The sequence below is a fragment of the Massilia sp. LXY-5 genome (assembly GCF_059801075.1).
The window spans coordinates 880109-902756 of record NZ_JBNNEH010000002.1 but is presented as its reverse complement, the minus strand read 5'-3'; the positions used below and the strand labels follow the sequence as shown (position 1 = coordinate 902756).

Sequence of the window (22648 nt, the reverse complement as noted above, 5' to 3'; positions counted from 1 at the left end):
GTATGGTCTACTACGCGCGCACGAGGCGGCACAGCGAAACCTTGGTTTCCTGCATCATCGTGACGGCGTCGTAGCCATAGGTCCAGCCGGTATTGATTGCTTCGCCGCGCACCGTCGGCGCCCCGTCTTCGGGATAGTGGCGCTCCAGGTCCTCGCCCATCCACCAGCCGCCGAAGTGGAACGGCGCCCAGACCATGCCCACCGGAACCCGCTCGGTGACCATCGCCATCATCTTCAGGCGCGCACCGGTCGGCGTTTCGATCCAGACATAGTCGCCCAGCTTGAGGCCCGACTGGACCGCGTCCTTCGGATTGACCTCGACGAACATGTTCTGCTGCAGTTCGGCCAGCCAGGGATTGGAGCGGGTTTCCTCACCGCCGCCCTCGTACTCGACCAGGCGGCCCGAGGTCATGATCATCGGGAAGTCCTTGGAGAAGTCGACTTCCTGCACCGATTTGTACAGCGTCGGCAGGCGCAGGAAATTGGCCTTGTCGTCGTAGGTCGGGTACTTGGCGACCAGGTCGCGCCGCGGCGACATCAGCGGCTCGCGGTGGGTCGGAACCGGATCCGGGAAGTTCCAGACATTGCAGCGGGCGCGCGCATTGCCGAAAGGCGCGCAGCCGTGGGCGATGACGACGCGGATGATGCCGCCCGAATTGTCGGTCTTCCAGTTCTTGCCCTCGGCCATGGCCTGCTCCTGGGGCGTGAGCTCGGACCACCAACCCAATTTCTTCAGGAACACATGGTCGAATTCCGGGTAGCCGGTGTCGAGCTCGGAATCCCTGTTGGTCGAGCCGTCGGCCGCCAGCAGGGTCTGGCCATTGTGTTCGACGCCCCAGTTGGCGCGGAACGGCAGGCCGCCCTTCGCCACCGGCTTGTTGATGTCGTACAGGATCGGGGTGCCCGGGTGCTTCATTTCCGGCGTGCCCCAGCACGGCCACGGCAGGCCGTAATAGTCGCCCTTGCAGGGACCGGACTCGGCCAGCATGGTGGTCGGATTGAAGGTGTGCTTGTTCTCCATGTGCAGTTTCAGGCGCTCCGGCGAGCAGCCGGTGTAGCCGATGGTCCAGCAGGAGCGGTTGATTTCGCGCAGGATGTCCTCGATCACCGGCTCGTTTTGCACGACCTTGATGTTCTTGCACAGTTCATTGTGGAAGCCGAGCTTCCTGGCGAACAGGTACATGATCTCGTGGTCGGTCTTGCACTCGAACAGCGGTGCGATGACGCGCTCGCGCCACTGGATCGACCGGTTCGACGAGGTGCAGGAACCCTGGGTCTCGAACTGCGAGGCCGCCGGCAGCAGGTAGACGCCGTCGGTGCGGCCGTGCATGGCCGCCGTCATGCTCGGATAGGGGTCGATCACGACCAGCATGTCGAGCTTCTGCATGGCCGCCTTCATGTCCGGCAAGCGGGTCTGGCTGTTCGGCGCGTGGCCCCAGTAAAACACCGCCTTCAGGTTGGCCGGCTGGTCGACGAACTGGTTTTGTTCGTTGACAGCATCGAACCAGCGCGAGACCGTGATGCCCGGCTTTTCCATCAGCTCCTTGGAGCCGAAGCGCGACAGGATCCAGTTGTAGTCGACGCCCCACACGTTGGAGAAATGTTTCCAGGCGCCTTCGGCCAGACCGTAATAGCCGGGCAGCGAGTCGCCGTTCGGGCCGACGTCGGTTGCGCCCTGCACGTTGTCGTGGCCGCGGTAGATGTTGGCGCCGCCGCCGGGCACGCCGATATTGCCCAGCGCCAGCTGCAGGATCGAGAGCGCGCGCACGTTCGCGGTGCCGACGTGGTGCTGGGTAATGCCCATGCACCAGACCACCGACGAAGGGCGGTTCTTGGCCAGCATCTCGGCCGCCATGCGCACCGAGGCTTCCGGCACGCCGGTAATATCGGAAACCTTATCGGGCGTCCATTTCGCCACTTCCTTGCGCACGTCGTCCATGCCGTACGTACGGGCGGCGATGTATTCCTTGTCTTCCCAGCCGTTGTTGAAGATGTGCCAGAGGATGCCCCAGACCAGCGGGATGTCGGTACCGGGGCGCACGCGCACGTAGTGATGGGCGAAGCGCGCCGTGCGGGTGAAGCGCGGATCGACCACGATCATCTTCGCGCCCAGTTCCTTGGCGTGCAGGAAGTGCAGCATCGAGATCGGATGCGCTTCCGCCGGGTTCGAGCCGATGAACATCACGGCCTTGCTGTAGTGCAGGTCGTTGAAGGAGTTCGTCATCGCGCCGTAGCCGAAGGTCTGGGCCACGCCCGCGACCGTGGTCGAGTGGCAGATGCGGGCCTGGTGGTCGCAGTTGTTCGAACCCCACATCGAGGAGAACTTGCGCAGCAGGTAGGCCTGTTCGTTGTTGTGCTTCGAGCTGCCGATGATCATCAGCGAATCCGGGCCGGATTGCTGGCGCAGCTGGAGCAGCTTGTCGCCGATTTCATTGATCGCCTGGTCCCAGGAGATGCGCGTGTACTTACCGTTCACCAGCTTCATCGGGTAACGCAGGCGGTGCTCGCCGAAACCGTGCTCGCGCACCGAAGCGCCCTTGGCGCAGTGCGCGCCCATGTTGATCGGCGACTCGAAGGCCGCTTCCTGGCGTGTCCAGACGCCGTTGCTGACGATCGCATTCACCGAACAACCGACCGAGCAGTGGCTGCAGACGGTGCGCTTCAGTTCCGTCTTGACCGGTTCGGCCGCCGCGTCGGCGGCCTGGACCGGCTCGATCACGTTCAGCGGCAGCTGGCGCGCCAGCGCGCCGGCGCCGGCCGCGACGCCGGCCCCGACCAGGAACTTGCGGCGCTTCAGGCCCTTGTCGTTGGAACTCTTCACTAAAGACATGACGACTCTCCGGGTACGCTCACCAGTAGGCGGCGGTTTTATAGTAGGTACGAATGTGCTCGGTTTCGTGGTAGCCGCGTTTCACCTCGGGTTTCGCCGCCTCGGCGGGCGCGATCTCCGGTTTCGCCTCGGCGCCGCCGGCGACCACTGCCAGCGCGCCCAGCGGCGCCGCCTTCAGGAAGCTGCGGCGCGACGGGTCGGGTGTCGCTGGCGCTGCCTTGGCTTGTTCGTGCTTGTCCATCGCATTCCTCTCGATTTGCTTACCACTTTTATCCAGCATCGAAACCGTCCTCCACCGCAAAGGCTTCGGCCTCGATCGCCAGCAGCGCGGCAACAAAAGCCGCAACCAGCCGGTAGAAATTGGCGCCCTCGGCGTTTTGCATGTCCTTCAGGCAGCGCGCGTACCAGGGCGCGATCCGCGACTCGAAAAAGAGCTTCTGGCGCTCGAGCGGCTGGCGCCGGATCCCGTTGCCGCCCGCGATCAGCACGCGCATCGTCTCGCACAGGGCGCCCAGGTGATCCTCGGACTCGCCGACGCCGCGCACGCGCCCGATCCCGAAGACGGCGAGATCGGCACGCAGTTCGGCCAGCGGCGTATCGTTCATGAAGCCCGACAGGTAGAGCGAGCCATAGGGATTCAGTGCCGGCGTGCCGCTACTGATGAAGAGCGCGTCGAATTCCTCGGCGACGGCGTCGGCATCCATCACGCTCGAGGCCTGCCCGAGCTTTTCCCAGGCGTCGGCCAGCTGGTGGTCGCCGCCGTTCGATTCGATCGGATCGGCATGCGCCAGGCCGGCGAGGAGCCCTGCGTCAGGCGGAGCCAGCAGCAGGCGCGCCGCCAGGGCATACAGGTCGGCCCGGGCCTGGTCTTCGGCGCCAAGCGGCAGTGCGACCTGGACGCCTGCTGCAACGCCGGCAGGGGCGGCGTCGGGCGCCGCGGAAGGGGAAACATTGGGCGATGCAGACTGCATGGACACTGGCGGCACTCCGTTAGTAAATCTTCATCGAAAGTGTAAGCTTTCCTCTGGCAAAAGGCGCGCACGGTTGAACTTTTTTGGTGCATCCGCGGGCCATGCGGTTAATTTCTTCAGCGCATTCCAGCCGCGTGCATGATTACCCGGATCAAGCTGGCAACCAGATAGAGGGTCAGCACCCCGCCGGCCCACAGCACGACGAGCCAGCCCAGCCGCCGCAGCCAGAGGGGCGGCGCAGCCCGGATTGCCTTTGGCGCGCCCATCAGTGATACCCCGCGTCGGCCTTGACCTTGCCCCGGAATACCCAGTACGACCAGACCGTGTACATCAGGATCACCGGCAGGATGAAGAGCGTGCCGACCAGGGCGAATCCCTGGCTCGCCGGCGGCGAGGCCGCCTCCCAGATCGTGATGAAGGGCGGCACGATGTGCGGCCAGATGCTGATCGCCATCCCCGTGTAGCCGAGGAAGATCAGCGCCAGCGCGGCAACAAAAGGCCAGCGATGCGGGTCGCTCTTGAGCGAACCGAGCAGGACGACGATCGACAGCATGACCAGCACCGGCACCGGCATCAGGAAGACGATGTTCGGGAAGCTGAACCAGCGCTCGGCCACGGCCGCGTCGCGCAGCGGCGTCCAGATGCTGACCACGACCACGGCGCCGAGCAGCATCAGCGCGAACGGGCGCGCCACCTGCACCATGCGCTTGTGCAGCTCGCCCTCGGTCTTCATGATCAGCCAGGTGCTGCCCAGCAGCGTATAGGCGATCATCACGCCGAAGCCGGCCAGCAGCGGAAACGGCGCCACCCAGTCGAGCGGGCCGCCGGCATAGCTGCGCCCCGACACCGTGATGCCGTTGAGAAAGGTGCCGAGCGAGACGCCCTGAAAGTAGGAAGCGACTACCGAGCCGCCGATAAAAGCCTTGTCCCACAGATGGCGCCGGTGGTCCTTGGCCTTGAAGCGGAACTCGAAGGCCACGCCTCGGAAAACCAGGCCGATCAGCATGAAGATCAGCGGCAGGTAGAGCCCGGTCAGGATGATCGAGTAGGCCACCGGAAATGCCAGCAGCAGACCCTCGCCCCCAAGCACCAGCCAGGTCTCGTTGCCGTCCCAGACCGGGGCGACCGTATTCATCATGGTGTCGCGCTCGCGTTTGTCCTTGACGAACGGGAACAGCATGCCGATACCGAGGTCGAATCCGTCCAGCACCACATACATGAACACGGAAAAATAAATGATGACGGCCCAGATGACCGAGGTGTCGATGCCCATTCAATTCCCCTTGCCGTCGCGGTGCAGGGCCTCGCCGGTGCCCTCGTCGTCGTTGCCGACGTCGGCCGCCGACATCGGCCGCATCGGCGTGCGCTCCTCGCCCGGGCCGCCGGCCGTGGCCCGGTGCAGTTCGAAGGCCTGCGGCCCCTTCCTCATCATGCGCAGCACGTACACGGTGCCGGCGCCGAACACGAAGAAATAGGCGACGACGAACAGGGCCAGCGTGAGCCCGACCGAGACGGCGCCGTGCGGCGAGACCGCGTCAGCCGTCCGCAGCACCCCGTACACTACCCAGGGCTGGCGCCCGACCTCGGTCGTCACCCAGCCGGCCAGGATGGCCACCAGTCCGGCCGGCCCCATCCACAGCGCGGCACGCAGGAAGGGGCGCGTGGTGAAGATGCGCCCGCCCCGCCTGAGCAGCAGGCTCCAGGCGCCGAGCGCGATCATCAGCAGGCCCAGGCCCACCATCAGCCGGAAACTCCAGAACACGATCAGGGAATTCGGCCGTTCGTCGCGCCGGAACTCCTTCAGGCCGGGGATCTGGCCGCGCCAGGAATGGGTCAGGATCACGCTGCCCAGGTGCGGGATGCCGACCGCATAGCGGGTTTTTTCGGCCTCCATGTCGGGGACGCCGAACAGCAGCAGCGGCACCGCCTCCCCCGGCTCGTTCTGCCAGTGCCCTTCCATCGCCGCCAGCTTGGCCGGCTGGTGCTCGGCGGTGTTGAGGCCGTGGAAGTCGCCGATCACGGTCTGGATCGGCGCGACCAGCAGCAGCATCCACATCGCCATCGACAGCATCTTGCGCACCGCCGGGTTGTCCCTGCGGCGCAGCAGCTGCCAGGCCCCGGTGGCGCCGACGATCAGGGCAGTGGTCAGATAAGCCGCCACCACCATGTGCATCAGCCGGTAGGGAAACGAGGGATTGAAGACGATCGCCAGCCAGTCGGCGGGCACCATGCGGTTGCCTTCGATGGCATAGCCCTGCGGGGTCTGCATCCAGCTGTTGGCGGCCAGGATCCAGGTGGCCGAGACGAGGGTGCCGACGGCGACCATGCAGGTGGCGAAGAAATGCAGGGCGGGGCCGACCCGGGTCCAGCCGAACAGCATCACGCCGAGGAAGCCTGCTTCGAGGAAAAACGCGGTGAGCACTTCGTAGGCCAGCACCGGCCCCATGATCGAGCCCGCGAACTCGGACATGTAGCTCCAGTTGGTGCCGATCTGGTAGGCCATCACGATGCCCGAGACCACGCCCATGCCGAACATGACGGCGAAGATCTTCAGCCAGAAGTGATACAGGTCGACGTAGACCTGGCGTTTGGTCTTCAGCCAGGACAGTTCGAGGACGGCGAGGTAGCTGGCCAGGCCGATGGTCACCGCCGGGAACAGGATGTGGAAGGACATCGTGAACGCGAACTGGAAGCGTGCCAGATCCAGGGCCGACGGGCTGAACATGTGCTGTCCTCTTGAGCTGCGGTGTCCAGAATCTAGCACGGCTTTGGGCGCGCACAATTGGGAATCGGCCCGGACCCGACCCAGGTCTACACGCATGCCGGAATGCTTTTCCGCCTCGTTATCGAGTCTTGCCAGACGGATATTCTCGCGCCGCTCGCCTGAACCTGGGCTTCAGAAGGAAATCGTGACCGACGGCGCGAACCAGAAATAATCGTCGCCCTCGCCGCCCAGGGGCACCTGCAGCACCTGGAACATCGCAGTGTAGAAAGCTTTCGAGGCCGGCAGGTCGCGTACAACCAGCTTTTCAGGTGAGTCCCTGGCCGCCGCGTACCGTAGGGTGGGCTCTCGAGCCCACGCGTGCAGCGCCGTCACAGCTGCCTTCCTCGCTGGAGCGGAGACATCGGCGCCGCGCGACCAGACTATCATGTCGCATGCGGTGAACGCGTGGGCAGGCGTACCCACCCTGCGTTACACGGCCGCCAACGGATGTCGGTGCCGATACGCCCCTAGACCGCCTTCGCCTTTTCTCTGGCAATCCACCCGTCCACCAGCTGCCCCAGCACATCCAGCGGCACCGACCCTGCCCCCAGCACCATGTCGTGGAAAGCCGGCAGCGAGAACTTCGCCCCCAGTTCCGCCTTCGCCTTCTCGCGCAGTTCGACGATGCGCAGCATGCCGATCATGTAGGCGGTCGCCTGGCCCGGCCAGACCACGTAGCGGTCGACTTCCTCGACATTGATGCCGTAGTCGACCGCCTGCTGGCGCGTCCAGCCCTTGGTATGCAGGCCGGTATCGACCACCAGGCGCCGCGCGCGGAACAGTTCCGAGCCGAGGGCGCCGAGCAGGCCCGGGATATCTCCCTCATACCAGCCCTGCTCCACCGCCAGCCGCTCGGTGTACAGCGCCCAGCCTTCGGCATGGGCGCTGCCGCCGCTGAAGATGCGCTGGCTGCGGTATTTCGGGATGCCTGCCAGCTCCTGCTGGATCGCCAGCTGGAAATGATGGCCCGGCACCGCCTCGTGATACGAGAGGCTGCGCATGCGGATCATGTCGAAGGTCGGCCCGCGCATCGGCACCCAGAACACGCCCGGACGGCTGCCGTCCGGCGCCGGCAGGCTGTAGTGGGCGGCGGCCGAGGCTTCGGTCAGCGGCGGCTCGCGCAGCACCTCGACCGGGGCGCGCGGCTTCAGGTTGAACAGCTTCTCGCTGCGCACCAGGGCGTCGTTCACCATCGCCTTGTATTTCTCCAGGATCGCCGGCCGCGGATCGCCTTCGCCTTTGGGCTGGAAAGTCGCGTCGAGCGCCTTCATGCGCGCCTCGATGTTGCCCTCGGTGAAGCCGAGCGAACGCAGGTGCTTGTCCATCTCGCCTTCCAGGCGCGCCACTTCGCGCAGGCCGATCGCGTGGATTTCCTCGGCGCCAAGCGTGGTGCTGGTGAAGTTGGCGAGCGCACGCTCATATGCTTTCAGTCCGCCCGGCAAACGCGAGATGCCGGCCGTGTCGTTCGTCTTCGGGTGCAGTTCCGCCATGAAGCCCTGCACGCGCACATAGGCCGGGCGGATCTTCTCCTCGACGATGCGCGTCGCGCGCGCGATCGCGGCGCTGCGCGCCTCAGGCGTCAGGTCCTTCAGCTCGGCGCTGCGCTTTTCCAGCGAGGCCACCAGCACGTTCTGGCTTGCCGCCGGTTTCAGGAAAGTATCGACCTGGAACTGGGCGCGTTCGAGGATGAAACGCGGCGGGATGAGCTTGCGTTCGGTCGCGCTGCGGGCGCGCGCCAATGCTTCGTCCATGCGCGTGCCCATCTGGTCAAGGCGCGCCAGCCAGCTATCGACGTCCGCGGCCGTGCGCATCGGGTGCGTCTGCGTCATGTAATTCACCAGACCGACCTGCGGACCGCCGAACTGCGAGAACACGAAGTTGTAGTCCTCGAAGGGCTCGTTCGCGATCACGTTCGACAGCGACCAGCGCATCACGGCGGCCGAAATCTTCTGGGTCTCGTCCAGGGGACCGGCGATCCACTTGTCGAGGCGGGCCACGCCCTGCTTCGCCATGGCGACCATCTTCTTGCGCCGTTCCGGGGTCTGCGGCGTGAGCTGGCGGTCGAGCGCGGCCTGTTCAGCGCCGCTGAAGTACTGGGTGCTGCTGGCCAGCTGCGGGTTCATGCGCACCCAGTCGTCGGCGAAGCGCTCGGCCCATTTCTCGAAGGCGGCGTTCGGTCTGGCGGCGGCGGTCTTGGCCACCGGCGCGGCGAGTGCGGCATCCGGGAGGACGCTTGCTGCCAGCGCGAGGGGGACGAACAGGGTGGCAACGGCGGCGCGCAAGCGGCGCGGGGAGGAAATCGGCATGGTCTCTCTTCTGGTTATCGTTCGCTTATCGTTTGGCTATTGCCGGCCTGAATCTAGCATGGAAGAGTTGCCGCGGACAATCTTTACAGGGCCACCGCGGCCCCAAGCTGGCGCGGGCATTGCCCGTAATCGGCTAGAGTATTCAGTACTGCTTTTTTAGAAACGTTCACTTTTTACTATCAGGAAACCGCATGCCCATCTCACCTTCCCTTCACGCCGACATCGCGAAAAAACTGAACGAAAGCCGCGAAGCCGCGCTCGCCACCGTGCGCGCGCGCACCGATTCCGACTCCTCGGGCGACGAGCCGCCCGTCATCTCGCCGCGCGCCCACCTGGTCCAGAACGACGACGCCCCGACCGCGGAAATGATTGCCCACGACGAAGAACATTTCGCCGACCACGAAACGGCCCTGCTGCACGAAATCGACGCCGCCATCGGCCGCCTCGAAGCGGGCGGCTACGGCATCTGCGAGTCCTGCGGCTGCGAGATTCCGGAGCAGCGCCTGCTGGCGACGCCGACGGTGAGGACCTGCGTGCCGTGCCAGGAGCGGATCGAGAAAGAAGAAGGCACCGGGCGCGGGCCGACGATGTAAGACGGTGCCGGGGACGCGTCAGTGGTCGGGTGGTTGCTGACGCAGCATTTTTTTCACACCGATGCAGGGTGGAGGGTAGGCCTGATCAGCAGACACCAGCTCTTCCTTGTTCGGCCGGTGCGAGTTGAGCTCGTATCCGATGTCAGACCTTACCCTGCTTTCCTGACGCAAACGCTCCCGTCAAGGGCGTTCTACCCGGATCAGATCGTCATACTCTCCGAATTCTGGAATTGCAGAAAAATTCGTCTTGACATCAACGAGCGTGGTCGCTTTCTCGATTGACTTCGGATCATAGGTTGTATGAGTGATCGAGACAGTGCCGTTACGATCAAATAAGTACAACGACCCTGACGCAATCTTATCTGTGCCCCCTTGATATTCACGGTAAGTTGCCTGAATCAGGAAGACGTTTCTCTCATCATTTTTCTCAAAGACATACGTCAGCTTTTCACGGCAGCGATCATCTAGAAATCCCACGACAAAAACTTCCCGTACGCATTCAATAAAACAAAATGGCGCATCGATCGAATCGACCAGTACGGTGAATGGACGATTTTCATGAAAAGCGCGCAGAGCATCGTCCCTGGTCCAAATTTCGGTAGGGCATTTCTTTGCCCTGAACCATGACTTGCAAAAAAAGATTTGACGTTTCATTCATAAACCTTGCCATTGACGTCACGGATCACGATGTCGGCCTTTTTCGCCGCGTGGAGGACGGATCGAGGAACCGGAGCGGTTTGGGCAGGGATTTCCAGGAACTGCTGGCCAATCAGTCGTTGCCCTGCCAAATCTTTACTCGTCGGAACTGAGGCAATTACTGCATCAGGTGGATACTTGACCTCAAGCTCTCGCAAATAACCCAGTGCGGTCGACTCTTTAATTTCGCTTAGCTGAGTAAATTTTCGCGAAACAATCTCGCCCGCCACAGGATCATAGGAATCTAATATTGTAACCGGGGTCAGGTCTGGCATTGTAACCGGGGTCAGGTCTGGCATTGAGACACGGCCTCTGCCCTATCACCCTAGTTCTTGTTGAAGTCGTGCCTGAAGGTCAGACTTAACCACGTTCGTCATGACCCCGTGCTTCACTGTAGCGGTAGCCGGTCAATGCGGTCATCTACCCGCGCACCAGCTGCTGCTCGGAGAAGCCGTCGCCGAGGCGCTTTGCGTAACGCCCGGGTTGGTCGAGACCTTGCCGATCAGACAAAAAAGGCATGGCCGGGAATGATGCTTGGATAGGTACGCTTTATTCTCCTGCTAGCTGTTGAGCTCGTGTCCGAATGTCAGACATGACCCTTAGTTTCTGCTTAGTTTCGCGGTTATGCGACTCGTCATGCGGAGAGTTTGCATCTGCCACGGGATGTAGAATCCGCACGGGCCGGCTACGTAATCGTTGATTGCTGCGCGGATTCCTGCCAGGACAGCCGGCGCCATCGCGCTCGCCAATATAAAACCACCGACCGGAACGAAAGGATTTGCTAAAACGCGGAACCATTAACTTGCCTTGTGCAATTTTGGTTGCAGGCAAGTATATGGTTTATGTTTTCCAGCTGCAACACAAGATAAGTTGCAGCATTTATTTACAACAGGCCACCGCGGTTAACGGGCCGAAATTAAATAAGTACTGCCCAATAATTGGTGAGAATTATCGCCGCTCGAATAAGACGTAGATTCACGCGATATTCATAGCGGCGCAATTCACGCATTAATTTCCATGCCTGCGCCATTCGGCCGTGCCGCGGCCTGTTTGAATCATCAGTTCCGTCAATGCGGCGCCTGTTTCTATCAGCCAGCCGTACTCCCAATTTAAATGGCGCGAGGCCCTGGAATCCTTGAGCGACACCACGTTCGTGACGACCCGATAACGTTCGCCGTACGTGCAGCGGTTTTTGAAAATTTACGCTTGACTGTTTGAAACCGCGAGTATGTCCTCAGCCTGCTATGGCGCCAGGGCGATGCTAATATTGCAATATGGATAATCTCACCCACTCGCTCGTCGGCCTGGCGCTTGGCGAACTCACCCATCGCTTGCTGCCGCGCGAGGCCGACCTGGCCAAGGCAAGCACCCGCCGCCGCTTGCTGCTGAGCAGCGCCGCGCTGGCTAGCAATTTCCCCGACCTCGACCTGGTCCTGACCGGGCTGGCGCCGGCGCCCCTGGGCTACCTGCTGCACCACCGCGGCCACACGCATACGCTGCTGTATGCGCTGCCCCAGGCATTGCTGTTGCTCGCCGCGCTCTGGCTGTGCTGGCCCGCCGCGCGTGCCATGCTGCGCGGCAGCGGCCCGGCGCGCCTGGGCTTGGGCGCCGCGATCGTGGCCGGGCTGCTGCTGCACTTCGGCATGGACGCGCTGAATGTCTACGGCATCCACCCGTTCGCGCCCTTCGATCCGCGCTGGTATTACGGCGACATGGTCTTCATTGTCGAACCCGTATTCTGGCTGGCGCTGGGCACGCCGCTGGCGGCGCACGTGGCGCACCGCGGCTGGCGCCTGTTGCTGCTGGGCCTGTTGCTGGCGGTGCCGGCGCTGTTCACGCTGGCCGGCTTCCTCCAATGGGGCTCGTTGCTGGGGCTGGCGACCGTATGGGCGCTGGCGCTGCTGCTGACGCGGCGCCTGGGCGAACGCGCCGCCCTGCTGGCCGGGGTGGTGGTGACCGGCGCCTTCGTGCTGCTGCAGGGCGCGATGGCGCAACAGGCGCGCAGCGAACTCACGGCGGCGCTGCGCCGGGCGGACCCATCCGTTCAGATCCTCGACCTGCCGCTGTCGGCGTTTCCGGCCAACCCGCTGTGCTGGGGCGCGATCGCGATCACGCGCGAGGGGACGAACGGCTACCGCGTGCGCCGCGGCGTGCTCAGCCTGGCGCCCCGCATCGCGCCGGCCGCGTCCTGTCCGGTGGCCATCGGCGGCGTGCGCGTGGCCCCAAGCCCGGCCGCCGTCGTCTGGGCCTGGGAGGAGCCCGGTTCGGTCGCGGCGCTGCGCGCCCTGCAAGCGCGCGACTGCCGTTTCGACGCCTGGCTGCGCTTTGCACGCGTGCCCTCGCTGGCCGGCGGCAGTGCCACCGACCTGCGTTTCGGCATTCCCGGCGCACCCAACTTCTCGACCCTGCCGCTCGACAAGGCTGCCTCCGCTTCCTGCCCGGACAGGGTGCCGCACTGGGGCTATCCGCGCGCCGATCTCCTCGGCCTGCACTAGCTTCGGCCCGCCGTCAAGCCCCGCGCATTGTCGAGTTGGTAACGAAACACGGCGCCCTCAATGGCCGGGTGTGCAACGCAAATAATGCAGTATGCTTACCCGAAGTTACAGGGTCGTCCGGCGAACCCAGCTGCATCGAGCCCGGCGGCGTAGCGAAGCGAGGAGATGAATGGTTCAGAAACGATTACTCTGCATTTCGCCCGATGACCTCCTTGCGGTCGACCTTTTGCGGGCGGAGATGCCGGACTGGCAGATCCGTACCGTGCGCAGCGTCGACGAAGCACGCACCGAGTTGCGCCAGGATGCTTACCTGGTCGGGTTGTTGATGCACGTGATCGGTTCCCGCCCGCAGCTCGAGGTCGAACTTTTCCTGCGCGAGCACAGCCAGGTGCAATGGGTCGGCGTGTTCCGCTCCGAAGCCATCGCGGCCGCGGGCTGGCGCGACCTGGTCGCCGACTATCTCTGCGACTACCATACGCTGCCGCTCGACAGCCGGCGCCTGGTGCACACGCTCGGCCACGTGCACGGTCACGCCCTGCTGCGCGGTCCGCGCCCGCGCCCGGCCAGCGTACCGTCGTCCCTGATCGGCAGCTGCCATGCGATGCTGCGCCTGCGCAGCCAGGTCGAGCGGGTGGCGAAGGTCGATGCGCCCGTGCTGATCTGGGGCGAAAGCGGCAGCGGCAAGGAACTCACGGCCCAGGCCATCCACCGCCAGTCGCTGCGCTCGACGGGCCCGATGGTGCCAATCAATTGCGGCGCGATCGCCCCCAACCTGATCCACTCCGAACTCTTCGGCTACGAGCGCGGCGCCTTCACCGGCGCGGCGCGCCACAAGGTCGGCCTGATCGAATCGGCCAACGGCGGTACCCTCTTCCTCGACGAGATCGGCGACCTGCCGAAAGACCTGCAGGCGAACCTGCTGCGCTTCGTGCAGGACAAGACCATCATCCGGCTCGGCTCCACGCGCCCCATTCCGGTCGACGTGCGCGTGATCTCGGCCTCGCACGTGAATTTGCAGCAGGCGGTCGCGCGCGGCGATTTCCGTGAAGACCTGTACTACCGGCTGAGCGTGCTGCCCGTGACCGTGCCATCGCTGCGCGAGCGCCGCGACGACCTGGTCGAACTGGCCGAACACTTCTTCCAGCTGCATTGCGCCGACAAATCGCCGCGCCTGAAAGGCTTCAGCAGCAAGGCCCTGGCCGCCATCGCGGCCCATGACTGGCCAGGCAATGTGCGCGAACTGATCAACCGCGTGCGGCGGGCGCTGGTCATGGCCGACGGCAAATGGATCGAACCGGACGACCTCGACCTCGTCCCGCCCTCGCCGCCGATCGAGGCCGTGCTCGACGATGCGCGCTGCAGCTCCGAGCGGCTTGCGATCCGCGACTGCCTCGACCGGACCGGCCAGAACGTCAGCCGCGCCGCGCGCCACCTCGGCGTCTCGCGCACCACCATGTACCGCCTGCTTGCCAAGCACGGAATGCGCCCCTGAACCACCTCCGGCGGCACGCCGCGCCGCTTCCTTCCCTGTAGCCCTGCCGTGCCTGCACAGCCTGCGTGAGCCTGCCGACGCCGGGCCGGCGTGCCGCTTGCCGTCATGCGCTCCGCCTGGACGTCGTCGCCGCCGTACACATCAGCGGCCACGCCGTCATCATCCAGCTCAGGCACAACGCGCCAGCGCGCGCTGCAAGCGGCCTCAGGCGCCAGGGACCGGCATCCAGGCGGCTCTCGGCGAATGGGCTGGCTTGCGGTCGGCATCCCGCTGGGTTGGTCCTGATGGACAGTGTCCACCTCCAGCCCGGCCAAACGGCACACAAATGTTCCATATCCGGCACACCCGAATTCGCTTAAATTCCTAACAACAATTCCCATTCGCAATTTCATCATTTTCGAGATGGAATTGTGCTTATTGATCAACGATTTGAGCATGTTCATCCGCCTCTGGCATCCCTCTTGCATATATCCGGGTTCAGCTGGCACGACCGCCAGTCGAACTCAACCACACACCCTAGGGGAATTTGCATGAACAAGACTTTGCTCGTTACTGCGCTGTCGCTCGCTTTTGCACTGAATGCCCAAGCCCAGACGACAGATCCGACCACTGACAACTCGAATCAGGGGAACAACTCGTCGACGAACACGACTGACAATTCGAACCAGGGCAACAATTCCTCGACCAACACGGCGGACAACTCGAACCAGGGTAACGATTCGTCCTCGCGCGACAGCTCGGGCCAGAACAATAGCAGCGGCGCAGCGAGCGCCAGCGCCGTCGGCGGAGTTGCAGCGAATAACGGCGGCACCGCGACCTCGACCTTCTCGAATTCCTTCAACACCTCCAGCGCCACCGCCAACAGCACGCTCAACGGCACGGTGTCGGGCAACTCGATCAGCAACATCGGCAACATCGCCACCAACATGGGCAACGCCAACGGCGGCGCCTCGACCGGTGGCGCCGGTGCCAGCGGCTCGGGCGGGAATGCGCGCGGCGATGGCGGGGCCGGCGCCAGCGGCACGGGCGGCATGGCGGCGTCGGGCTCGACCGGCGGCAACGCCACGACCGGATCGGCAAGCGCCGGTGCTGCCAGCGCAGGCGGCGCCACCGCAGGTTCAGGCGGCGCCGGCGGCCTGGCATCGAATGCGACGAGCGGATCGGGCGCATCGGGCGGTGCGGGTGGTGCCGGCGGCGCGGGCGGCTCCAGCGGTAACGCCGGTGGCGGCATGGGCGGTGCCGGCGGCGCGAGCGGCGCCGGTACCGGCGGCGCCGGCGGCGCAGCGATGGGTGGCAGTGGCGGCAACGGCGGTAACGCCGGCCGGGTGGCTGCGGGTGACGGCGGCATGGGCGGCACTGGCGGACTCGGCGGACGCGGCGCGGCCGGCGGCATGGTGACGGTCGGCGGCGCATCGTCGACGGGCGACGCATCCGGCGCGGGCGCCGGCATGAGCGGTAACACGGCCTCCAGCGGCAGCGGCGCCTCGACCCCGGATTCGACCGGCGGCGCCAGCGGCGCGGCTGACAGCGGCACTGCCAGCAGCACTGGCGGCACCGTGACCGGCGCCACCAACACGGCCTCGGCAGGCACTGGCACGGGCGGCGCAGGCGGCGCGGGCGCGGCAGGCGGCGCGGGCGGCGCAGGCGCGGCCGGCGGTACCGCTACCGGCGGCACCGGCGGCGCCGGCGCAGCGCTGTCGAGTACCGGCGGCGCGGCAGGCACCGGCACCAGCGGCGCAGGCGGCACAGGCGGCTCGGCCACGGCCGGCACCTCGACCGGCGGCGCGGGCGCGGCAGCCGGTGCGGGCGGCGCGGGCGGTTCCACCGGCCTGGCATCAAACACCGGCGGCGCAGGGTCGGCGGGCGGTAACGCCACCTCGGGCACCGCCACCAGCGGTTCGGGGACCTCGGGCACGGCAACGGCCGGCACCGGCGGCGCGGGCGGCGCCGGTGGCACCGGCACCGGTGGCATGGGCGGTGCGAGCGGCACCAACACGGCCGGTACCGGCACCGGCGGCGCCGGCGGCGCGGCGACCGGCGGCGCGGGCGGCACCAACACCGTCAACGCAGGCACCTTCGACATGTCCAACACCATGACCAATGTCGGTCAGTCGGCCGCAGGCGTGACGGTCCTCAGCCAGAACAACGGCTTCTCGTCCCTGATCCAGCAGAGCGTCAACGTCCAGAGCAACCTGTCCGTCGGCCCGTAAGCTGAACCGAGCGTAGTGAAGCAGGGATTGCCGTGCCCTTCGCGGGCGCGGCAATCTGATTCAGGGAGACACGATGAACACGATTTTTGCAATGCCCCGCTTACCGCATGCCTGCGTCCTGGCACTGGCCGCCTTCGTTGGCCAGGCCTGCGCCGGCGAACCTGCCACGGTGGCACCCGAACGGATCGGTGCGCCCGCGATCGCAGGGATCGAACAGGTTTTGAGGGCGCCGCCCCCGCTGGCGCAGGAACCCGCCACCACTCTTTCCATCGGCGGCGACCGGGTCCAGGCGGTCGACCTCGACAAGCTCGAGCACGAACGTGGCCGCGCCGACACCGTCCTCAACGACACCAAGCTCAACGGCGACGTGGCGAACAACAGCGCCACCAATGTCAACACCGGGTCGAACACCATCGATTCCGGCTCCTTCGCCAACATGTCCGGCATTCCGGTCGTGATCCAGAACACCGGCGCCAATGTGCTGATCCAGAGCGCGACGGTCATCAACCTGCAGTTCAAATGAGACATCGCGTACGACTTGGCACGTTTGCCGGCAGCCTGGCCCTGCTGCTCGGCCATGCCGCCGCGCATTCGGCCGAACTGGCACTGCCCAATGGCATGCGCGTCGGCAGCATGCCCGTCAAGAGCATGAAGGACCTGCGCTTCCAGGCAACGCTGCGCCAGCAGTACGACTTCAGCTGCGGCTCGGCCGCGCTGGCCACGCTACTGACCCACCACTACAACACGCCGACGACGGAAGAGGTCGCGTTTCAGGCCATGTTTGCCGGCGGCGACCAGCAGAAGATCCGGCGCGAAGGCTTTTCGCTGCTCGACATGCAGCGCTTCCTGAAAGACCGGGGCTTCACCGCCAACGGCTTCCAGCTGCCGCTCGACAAACTCATCGAAGCGAAACTGCCGGCGATCGTCCTCATTTCCGACAATGGCTACCAGCATTTCGTCGTGATCAAGGGCGCGGAAGACGGGCGCATCCTGCTGGGCGACCCGTCGCGCGGCACCCGCCTGATGGCGCGCGAACGCTTCGAATCGCTCTGGGCCAACCGGATCCTGTTCGTGATCCACGAAGGGCCGGTGAAACCCGCTTTCAACCAGGCCGCCGATTGGCGCAATGCGCCACGCGCGCCGCTCGCCGAAGGCGCCAGCCGCGCCCTCGACAGTATTTACGGGCTGCCGAAATTCGGCCCCGGCGATTTTTAAGGACACACCATGCGGCGGACCTGCCCAAGCTTTTTCACTTCCCTGCCGCTCCTGCTGCTGTCGATGGCGGGCGCGGCCATGGCGGCGGCGCCCGATGCGCCCGCCCTGGCAGCCTTCGACCCGGCCGATGCGGTCGACGACGCCACCCTCGACGGGGCGCGCGGCGGCTTCCTCACCGGCGACGGCCTGATGGTCAACCTGGGCCTGGAGCGCCTGGTCTCCATCAACGGCAACGTTGTCGAGCGCACCGAACTGCAGCTCGGCGACATCGGCAAGCTGGCCCGCGGCGAAGCGACCCTGTCCACCCAGGCCGTCGGCGAATTGCGCCTGATCCAGAACGGCGACGTGCGCACGATGGCCGGCAATGCACAGAACCTGCTCGGCGGCACCATCATCCAGAACTCGCTGAACGACCAGATCATCCGGAACCAGACCGCCATCAACGCCACCGTGAATACCGCCGGAATGTTACGTGCGCTTAATTTTGGAACAAGCTTGAATAATGCTTTGACAACAGCCGTAGCGCCCCGCTGACGGCCCACCACCATGGAGCAATTTATGCAGAAGATCCCGGCGCTATGTGCTGGAGCACTCGCCGTCAGCGCGGCCTTTTGCGCTCTTCCGGCGCAGGCGCAATCCGTCCAGGAACTGGCTGAACAGGTGAAAGCGATGCGCCAGCAGCTCGAGGCCCAGCGCACACGCATCGATGAACTCGAGCGCGATGTGCGCACGGCACGCGCCACGGCGCCGGGGCCGGCCGCGGCCGCGACGGCGGACCCGATGCTGGCCGGCGGCGCGGTCTCGCACGCCACGCTCGACGGCACGCGCGGCACCGGCAACGCGCCGCCTGATCCGGCAACGAGTTCGCCCCTGGCCGCGGGCCTGGCCGTGCCGGCTTCCGGCGCCCAGCTCGGGTCCATGCGCGGCACCGGCGGCGCGCCGGGCGCTGCCGGCGCGCCCCAGCAGCCCGCGGCGCCGGCCGCCCCGGTCGGCGGCCCGGCGAGCGCGCCGACTGCAGCAACGAACACCGCCCCCGTCGGCCGCGCCCCGAGCGAGAACAGCCGCCCGCGCGAGGTCGCCCCGATCTTCGAACAGCCGGGCGTGCTGACACCGCGCGGAAAATACGTCTTCGAACCGGCCCTCCAGTACGCCTATTCGTCGAGCAACCGCGTGGCCCTGGTCGGCTACACCGTCATCCCTGCCCTCCTGATCGGCCTGATCGACGTCCGCGAAGTCAAACGCAACACGACCACCGCCACCGCCACCCTGCGCCGCGGCCTGACCAACCGCTTCGAAGTCGAGGCCAAGCTGCCCTATGTGTACCGCAGCGACGCCACGGTCAGCCGCGAAGTCTTCACCGGCACCGCCGTCGAGCGCGCCTTCGAGACGAGCGGCAAGGCGATCGGCGACGTCGAACTGGCGGCGCGCTACCAGCTCAACGACGGCGGCGTCGACAAGCCCTTCTTCATCGGCGGCCTGCGCTTCAAGTCGCGCACCGGCAAGGACCCGTTCGAGGTCACGACCGATTGCCAGCGCCGCTGCATCGGCGAAAACATCACGGGCAGCGGCCTGCCCCTGGAACTCCCGACCGGCTCCGGCTTCTATTCGCTGCAGCCGAGCCTCACCTGGCTGTTCCCGTCCGATCCGGCCGTGTTCTTCGGCAGCTTCAGCTACCTGCACAACTTCAAGCGCGACGTCTCGCGTACCGTGCTGAACGGCGAAAAGGAGTCGCTCGGGGAAGTCGCGCCCGGCGGCGTGATCGGGTTCAACTTCGGCATGGGCCTGGCCCTGAACGACAAGGCTTCGTTCAGCGTCGGCTACGACCACAACTCGGTCGCCCGCACCAAGCAGTCCGGCCGCACGGTGCCGGGCTCGGTGCGCCTCCAGCTCGGCACCCTGCTGATCGGCTATTCCTACCGCCTCAGCGACAAGAAGACGCTGAGCGTGGCCGTCGGTGCCGGCCTGACCAGGGACACGCCGGACGTGACCCTGATGGTGCGGGTGCCGATGTCGTTCTGAGGCAGTCGGCCAAACGCTGTGCCGGTGCGTGCAACGCGCGCCGGCGTGGGACTTTGAGTCGGCCAGCGACTGCGCGCACAGGCTATCGAGCGTACGCGGCAGGAAGGCGTCCTGTTCGTAGCTGGGGATCAGGACAGTGATGCGTGGCAGGTGCGCTCGTGCTTGCATGATCCCGGCGTGCCCGTCGATGAGATGGATCGAGCTTACGTCGGCACATCCTTCGCCGTTTGTGGCGCATCAGCCGTGAAGATGGAACTGTGCAGTTTGGTGGCGGCGGCCGGAGGATCAATCGAGCCCGCCCCCGGCTCTCAAAACGCCCCCACATAATTCTCCGCCAGCGCCGTGCGCAGTGCGCGCGAGGCCACCACATTCTCCAGTTCCGCGCGCTGGATCCGGCGTTCGAAGGGAGAGGCATCGTCGAAGGTGTGCAGCAGCCGCGTCATCCACCACGAGAAATACTCGGCGCGCCAGACGCGCTTCAGGGCGGTCTCGGAATAGGCGTTCAGCCCATCTTCGCCCCCGGTTTTGTAGAACGACACCAGCGCCTGCGACAGCACGCGCACGTCGGAAATGGCGAGGTTCATGCCCTTGGCCCCGGTCGGCGGCACGATGTGGGCGGCGTCGCCGGCCAGGAACAGGCGGCCATGGCGCATCGGGGCGCAGACGAAACTGCGCATGCCGATGATGCCCTTCTGGAAGATCTTGCCTTCCTTGAGTTTCCAGCCATCGTTGTGCTCCAGCCGCGCATGCAGTTCGGACCAGATGCGGTCGTCCGACCAGTTGTCGACCTTGTCGTGCGGGTCGCACTGGAAATACAGGCGCTGCACGCTCGGCGAGCGGGTGCTGACCAGGGCGAAGCCGCGTTCGTGCTGGGCGTAGATCAGCTCGTCGGACGAAGGCGCCGACTCGACCAGGATGCCGAACCAGCCGAACGGATACACACGCTGGAAGTCTTCGCGCGTCCCGGCAGGAATCATCGGGCGTGAAACCCCATGAAAGCCATCGGCCCCGATCACGAAGTCGGCCTCGATGCTTGCGCCCTGCCCCGCATGGACGAAGGTCACCGAAGGCTGCGCACTGTCGATATCGTGCAGCGCCACCTCGCTCACTTCGAAGCGCACATCTCCGCCGGCCGCCAGGCGCGCCGCCACCAGGTCGATGATGACTTCGTGCTGTGGATACACCGTGATCGACTGGCCCGTCAGTTCGGTGAGGTCGACGCGGTGCCGTTGCCCACCGAAGGCGAACTCGAAGCCATGGTGCAGCGCCCCTTCGCGCTGCATGCGCTCGCCGACGCCGGCCTCGTTGAGGATGTCCATGCTGCCCTGTTCGAGCACGCCGGCGCGGATGGTCGCCTCGATGTCGGCGCGGCTGCGCATTTCGAGCACGATCGATTCGATGCCCTGCAGGTGCAGCAGGTGGGATAGCAGAAGGCCGGCCGGGCCGGCGCCGATGATGGCAACCTGGGTACGCATGACAATGTCTCCGAATATGTTTTAGTAAGCCTCATCCTAGCCCGGGCAGCGCCCGGGTAAAATGGATCAAACACGAAAAAACTTGTACTATTTATTCATTCGGCCCAGCCACCCCACAAAGCGCACATGCCCGCCGCCATCGAAGCCTCACCCGTCACCGTCCCCGAATTCGCCCTCTACGGCGAAGCCACGCGGGGCAAGGACGCCGAGGCCGTGCATATCGAACTGATCGAGACCCGCAGCCGCAAGCACGACTGGCATATCGGCACCCATACCCATGCCGGCATGTTTCAGGTACTTTTTTTATTCAAAGGGCAGGTCCGCGCGGACATCGACGGCGACCTGTGGGAATGCGACGGGCCGGTGGCGCTGACCATCCACCCGTCCCTGCCGCACGGCTTCGATTTTTCCGAGGAAGCGCACGGCTATGTGCTGACGGTCGACCAGAACATGCTGTTCGCGGCGGCCGGCCACGAGGGGGATTTGTTCTCTCCGCTGTTCGTGCAGCCGCTGGCGGTCGGGCTCGGCGGGGCGCCGGACATGCTGGCGCGCATCGAAGCGCTGCTGCAGAACCTGATCCACGAAGCTTCCTGGCCGCGCCACGGCCACACCCTGATGCTCGAATGGCTCGCCCGCAGCACCCTGCTGATGCTGGTGCGGGTGCAGGCCGAGCGCCGCATCGCCGATACCTCCGGGCGCGGCGACTTCGAGCTGTTCAGCCGCTTCCGGGTCGAGGTCGAGCGCCATTACAAGGAGCAATGGCAAGTCGGACGCTATGCCGACCTGCTGCGCGTGGCGCCGGCGCGCCTGAACCGCCTGTGCCTGAAACTGGCCGGCAAATCGGCCTTCGAGATCACCCAGGACCGGCTCATGCTCGAGGCCTGCCGCAAGCTGACCTATGTCCCGGCGGGGGTGTCGAGCATTGCCTATGAGCTGGGCTTCCAGGACCCGGCCTATTTCAGCCGGCTGTTCAAGAAATTGATGGGGTTGACGCCGAAGGAGTTCCGGCGCAAGGCGCAGGCGCAGGACCGGCACGCGTGAACTCGGCGGCCAGCAGGCCATACACGTACTGGTCGACGAACACGCCGTTCAGGAATTCGTCCTGGCGCAACAGGCCTTCACGCACGAAGCCCAGCCGTTCGGCAACGCGCATGCTGCGCCCGTTCGAGGAGGCACAGTGCAGCTCGATCCTGTTCAAGCCGAACGGGCCGAAACACCATGCGAGAACGGCCTTCAGTGCCGAGCTGACGATACCTTTTCCCGCAAACCCGCTGCCGAGAAAATAGCCGATCTTCGCTTTGCGGTCGTCCCGGTCGATGTCTTTCAGGCGCACTGCGCCGCACAAGGTGTCGCCGGCAAACAAATGCCACTCGAAGGCTCCGCCATCGGCAGCGCGCGCCGCAGCCCGCTCCAGGTGCGCACGCGCCGCCTCCGCCGACGCCAGCGTCGCCACCATCGGCAGGTACGCGTTCAGGTGTTCCCGGTTCCCTGCGACCAGTGCCGCCAGCATGGCGGCATGCTCGACGCTCGCGGGAACGATGGCGATATCGGAGGCGGTGTCGAACAAGCTCGGATGCATGCG

At 65.4% G+C, this 22648-nt stretch carries 21 protein-coding genes; 9 read left to right on the top strand and 12 right to left on the bottom strand.

What is annotated here, in order from left to right:
• Positions 1-10 precede the first annotated feature (10 nt).
• From ACI48I_RS07615 to ACI48I_RS07580, 8 genes are all read right to left on the bottom strand, one after another.
• Positions 11-2830 carry a formate dehydrogenase subunit alpha gene (locus tag ACI48I_RS07615; protein WP_193685308.1) on the bottom strand — a complete coding sequence of 940 codons (2820 nt, stop codon included), beginning with the start codon at positions 2828-2830 and terminating at the stop codon, positions 11-13.
• Positions 2831-2849: 19 nt separating this feature from the next.
• Complete coding sequence (locus ACI48I_RS07610) at positions 2850-3071, bottom strand: twin-arginine translocation signal domain-containing protein (RefSeq protein ID WP_193685307.1); 222 nt, start codon at positions 3069-3071, stop codon at positions 2850-2852.
• Between the two features lie 28 nt (positions 3072-3099).
• Entirely contained in the window at positions 3100-3801 is a 702-nt protein-coding gene (locus ACI48I_RS07605; RefSeq protein WP_193685306.1) for a TorD/DmsD family molecular chaperone, read from the bottom strand.
• Positions 3802-3917: 116 nt separating this feature from the next.
• Entirely contained in the window at positions 3918-4067 is a 150-nt protein-coding gene (locus ACI48I_RS07600; protein WP_193685305.1) for a DUF2474 domain-containing protein, read from the bottom strand.
• Positions 4067-5074, bottom strand: coding sequence for a cytochrome d ubiquinol oxidase subunit II (gene cydB / locus ACI48I_RS07595; protein ID WP_193685304.1), 1008 nt, complete (start codon positions 5072-5074; stop codon positions 4067-4069). Before cydB ends, ACI48I_RS07600 begins: the two co-directional genes overlap by 1 nt.
• Entirely contained in the window at positions 5075-6526 is a 1452-nt protein-coding gene (locus tag ACI48I_RS07590) for a cytochrome ubiquinol oxidase subunit I (protein ID WP_498573791.1), read from the bottom strand. It abuts the gene before it with no gap.
• Positions 6527-6697: 171 nt separating this feature from the next.
• Positions 6698-6952 carry a hypothetical protein gene (locus ACI48I_RS07585; protein WP_498573790.1) on the bottom strand — a complete coding sequence of 85 codons (255 nt, stop codon included), beginning with the start codon at positions 6950-6952 and terminating at the stop codon, positions 6698-6700.
• An 80-nt stretch (positions 6953-7032) separates the two neighbouring features.
• Positions 7033-8871, bottom strand: a complete 1839-nt coding sequence (locus tag ACI48I_RS07580; protein ID WP_498573789.1) for a DUF885 domain-containing protein — start codon at positions 8869-8871, stop codon at positions 7033-7035.
• Positions 8872-9062: 191 nt separating this feature from the next.
• Between ACI48I_RS07580 and ACI48I_RS07575 the strand changes: the two genes are divergently transcribed.
• Positions 9063-9464, top strand: a complete 402-nt coding sequence (locus ACI48I_RS07575) for a TraR/DksA family transcriptional regulator (RefSeq protein ID WP_193685300.1) — start codon at positions 9063-9065, stop codon at positions 9462-9464.
• A gap of 180 nt (positions 9465-9644) precedes the next feature.
• Here ACI48I_RS07575 and ACI48I_RS07570 read toward each other — a convergent pair whose 3' ends face one another.
• Together ACI48I_RS07570 and ACI48I_RS07565 are read right to left on the bottom strand one after the other, a co-directional pair.
• Positions 9645-10118, bottom strand: coding sequence for a hypothetical protein (locus tag ACI48I_RS07570; protein ID WP_498573788.1), 474 nt, complete (start codon positions 10116-10118; stop codon positions 9645-9647).
• Positions 10115-10459: a hypothetical protein gene (locus ACI48I_RS07565; RefSeq protein ID WP_498573787.1), complete on the bottom strand. Its 345-nt coding sequence runs from the start codon at positions 10457-10459 to the stop codon at positions 10115-10117. Before ACI48I_RS07565 ends, ACI48I_RS07570 begins: the two co-directional genes overlap by 4 nt.
• A gap of 975 nt (positions 10460-11434) precedes the next feature.
• Between ACI48I_RS07565 and ACI48I_RS07560 the strand changes: the two genes are divergently transcribed.
• The 7 genes from ACI48I_RS07560 to ACI48I_RS07530 all read left to right on the top strand — a co-directional run bounded on the left by ACI48I_RS07560 (position 11435) and on the right by ACI48I_RS07530 (position 19591).
• Positions 11435-12655: a metal-dependent hydrolase gene (locus ACI48I_RS07560; protein WP_498573786.1), complete on the top strand. Its 1221-nt coding sequence runs from the start codon at positions 11435-11437 to the stop codon at positions 12653-12655.
• A gap of 169 nt (positions 12656-12824) precedes the next feature.
• Positions 12825-14147: a sigma-54 dependent transcriptional regulator gene (locus tag ACI48I_RS07555; RefSeq protein ID WP_498573785.1), complete on the top strand. Its 1323-nt coding sequence runs from the start codon at positions 12825-12827 to the stop codon at positions 14145-14147.
• A gap of 530 nt (positions 14148-14677) precedes the next feature.
• A complete protein-coding gene (locus ACI48I_RS07550; RefSeq protein ID WP_498573784.1) occupies positions 14678-16357 on the top strand; it encodes a hypothetical protein in 1680 nt (559 codons plus the stop codon).
• 91 nt (positions 16358-16448) lie between these two features.
• Positions 16449-16880, top strand: coding sequence for a hypothetical protein (locus ACI48I_RS07545; protein ID WP_193685295.1), 432 nt, complete (start codon positions 16449-16451; stop codon positions 16878-16880).
• Complete coding sequence (locus tag ACI48I_RS07540; protein ID WP_193685294.1) at positions 16877-17572, top strand: C39 family peptidase; 696 nt, start codon at positions 16877-16879, stop codon at positions 17570-17572. Before ACI48I_RS07545 ends, ACI48I_RS07540 begins: the two co-directional genes overlap by 4 nt.
• A 9-nt stretch (positions 17573-17581) precedes the next feature.
• Positions 17582-18106 (top strand): hypothetical protein, encoded by a 525-nt coding sequence (locus ACI48I_RS07535; RefSeq protein ID WP_193685293.1) that lies wholly within the window; start codon positions 17582-17584, stop codon positions 18104-18106.
• A 24-nt stretch (positions 18107-18130) separates the two neighbouring features.
• Positions 18131-19591 (top strand): acetate kinase, encoded by a 1461-nt coding sequence (locus tag ACI48I_RS07530; protein ID WP_227496417.1) that lies wholly within the window; start codon positions 18131-18133, stop codon positions 19589-19591.
• Positions 19592-19899: 308 nt separating this feature from the next.
• Here the strand turns inward: ACI48I_RS07530 and ACI48I_RS07525 are convergent, their stop codons facing one another.
• The gene (locus tag ACI48I_RS07525; protein ID WP_498573783.1) at positions 19900-21066 is read right to left on the bottom strand and encodes a 4-hydroxybenzoate 3-monooxygenase; all 1167 of its coding nucleotides are present in this window, start codon (positions 21064-21066) and stop codon (positions 19900-19902) included.
• 126 nt (positions 21067-21192) lie between these two features.
• Here ACI48I_RS07525 and ACI48I_RS07520 point away from each other — a divergent pair, with 126 nt between their 5' ends.
• Positions 21193-22107, top strand: coding sequence for a helix-turn-helix domain-containing protein (locus ACI48I_RS07520; RefSeq protein WP_193685291.1), 915 nt, complete (start codon positions 21193-21195; stop codon positions 22105-22107).
• Here ACI48I_RS07520 and ACI48I_RS07515 read toward each other — a convergent pair.
• Complete coding sequence (locus ACI48I_RS07515; RefSeq protein ID WP_498573782.1) at positions 22037-22645, bottom strand: GNAT family N-acetyltransferase; 609 nt, start codon at positions 22643-22645, stop codon at positions 22037-22039. The two genes, ACI48I_RS07520 and ACI48I_RS07515, sit on opposite strands and share 71 nt — an antisense overlap.
• Between the last annotated feature and the right edge of the window lie 3 nt (positions 22646-22648).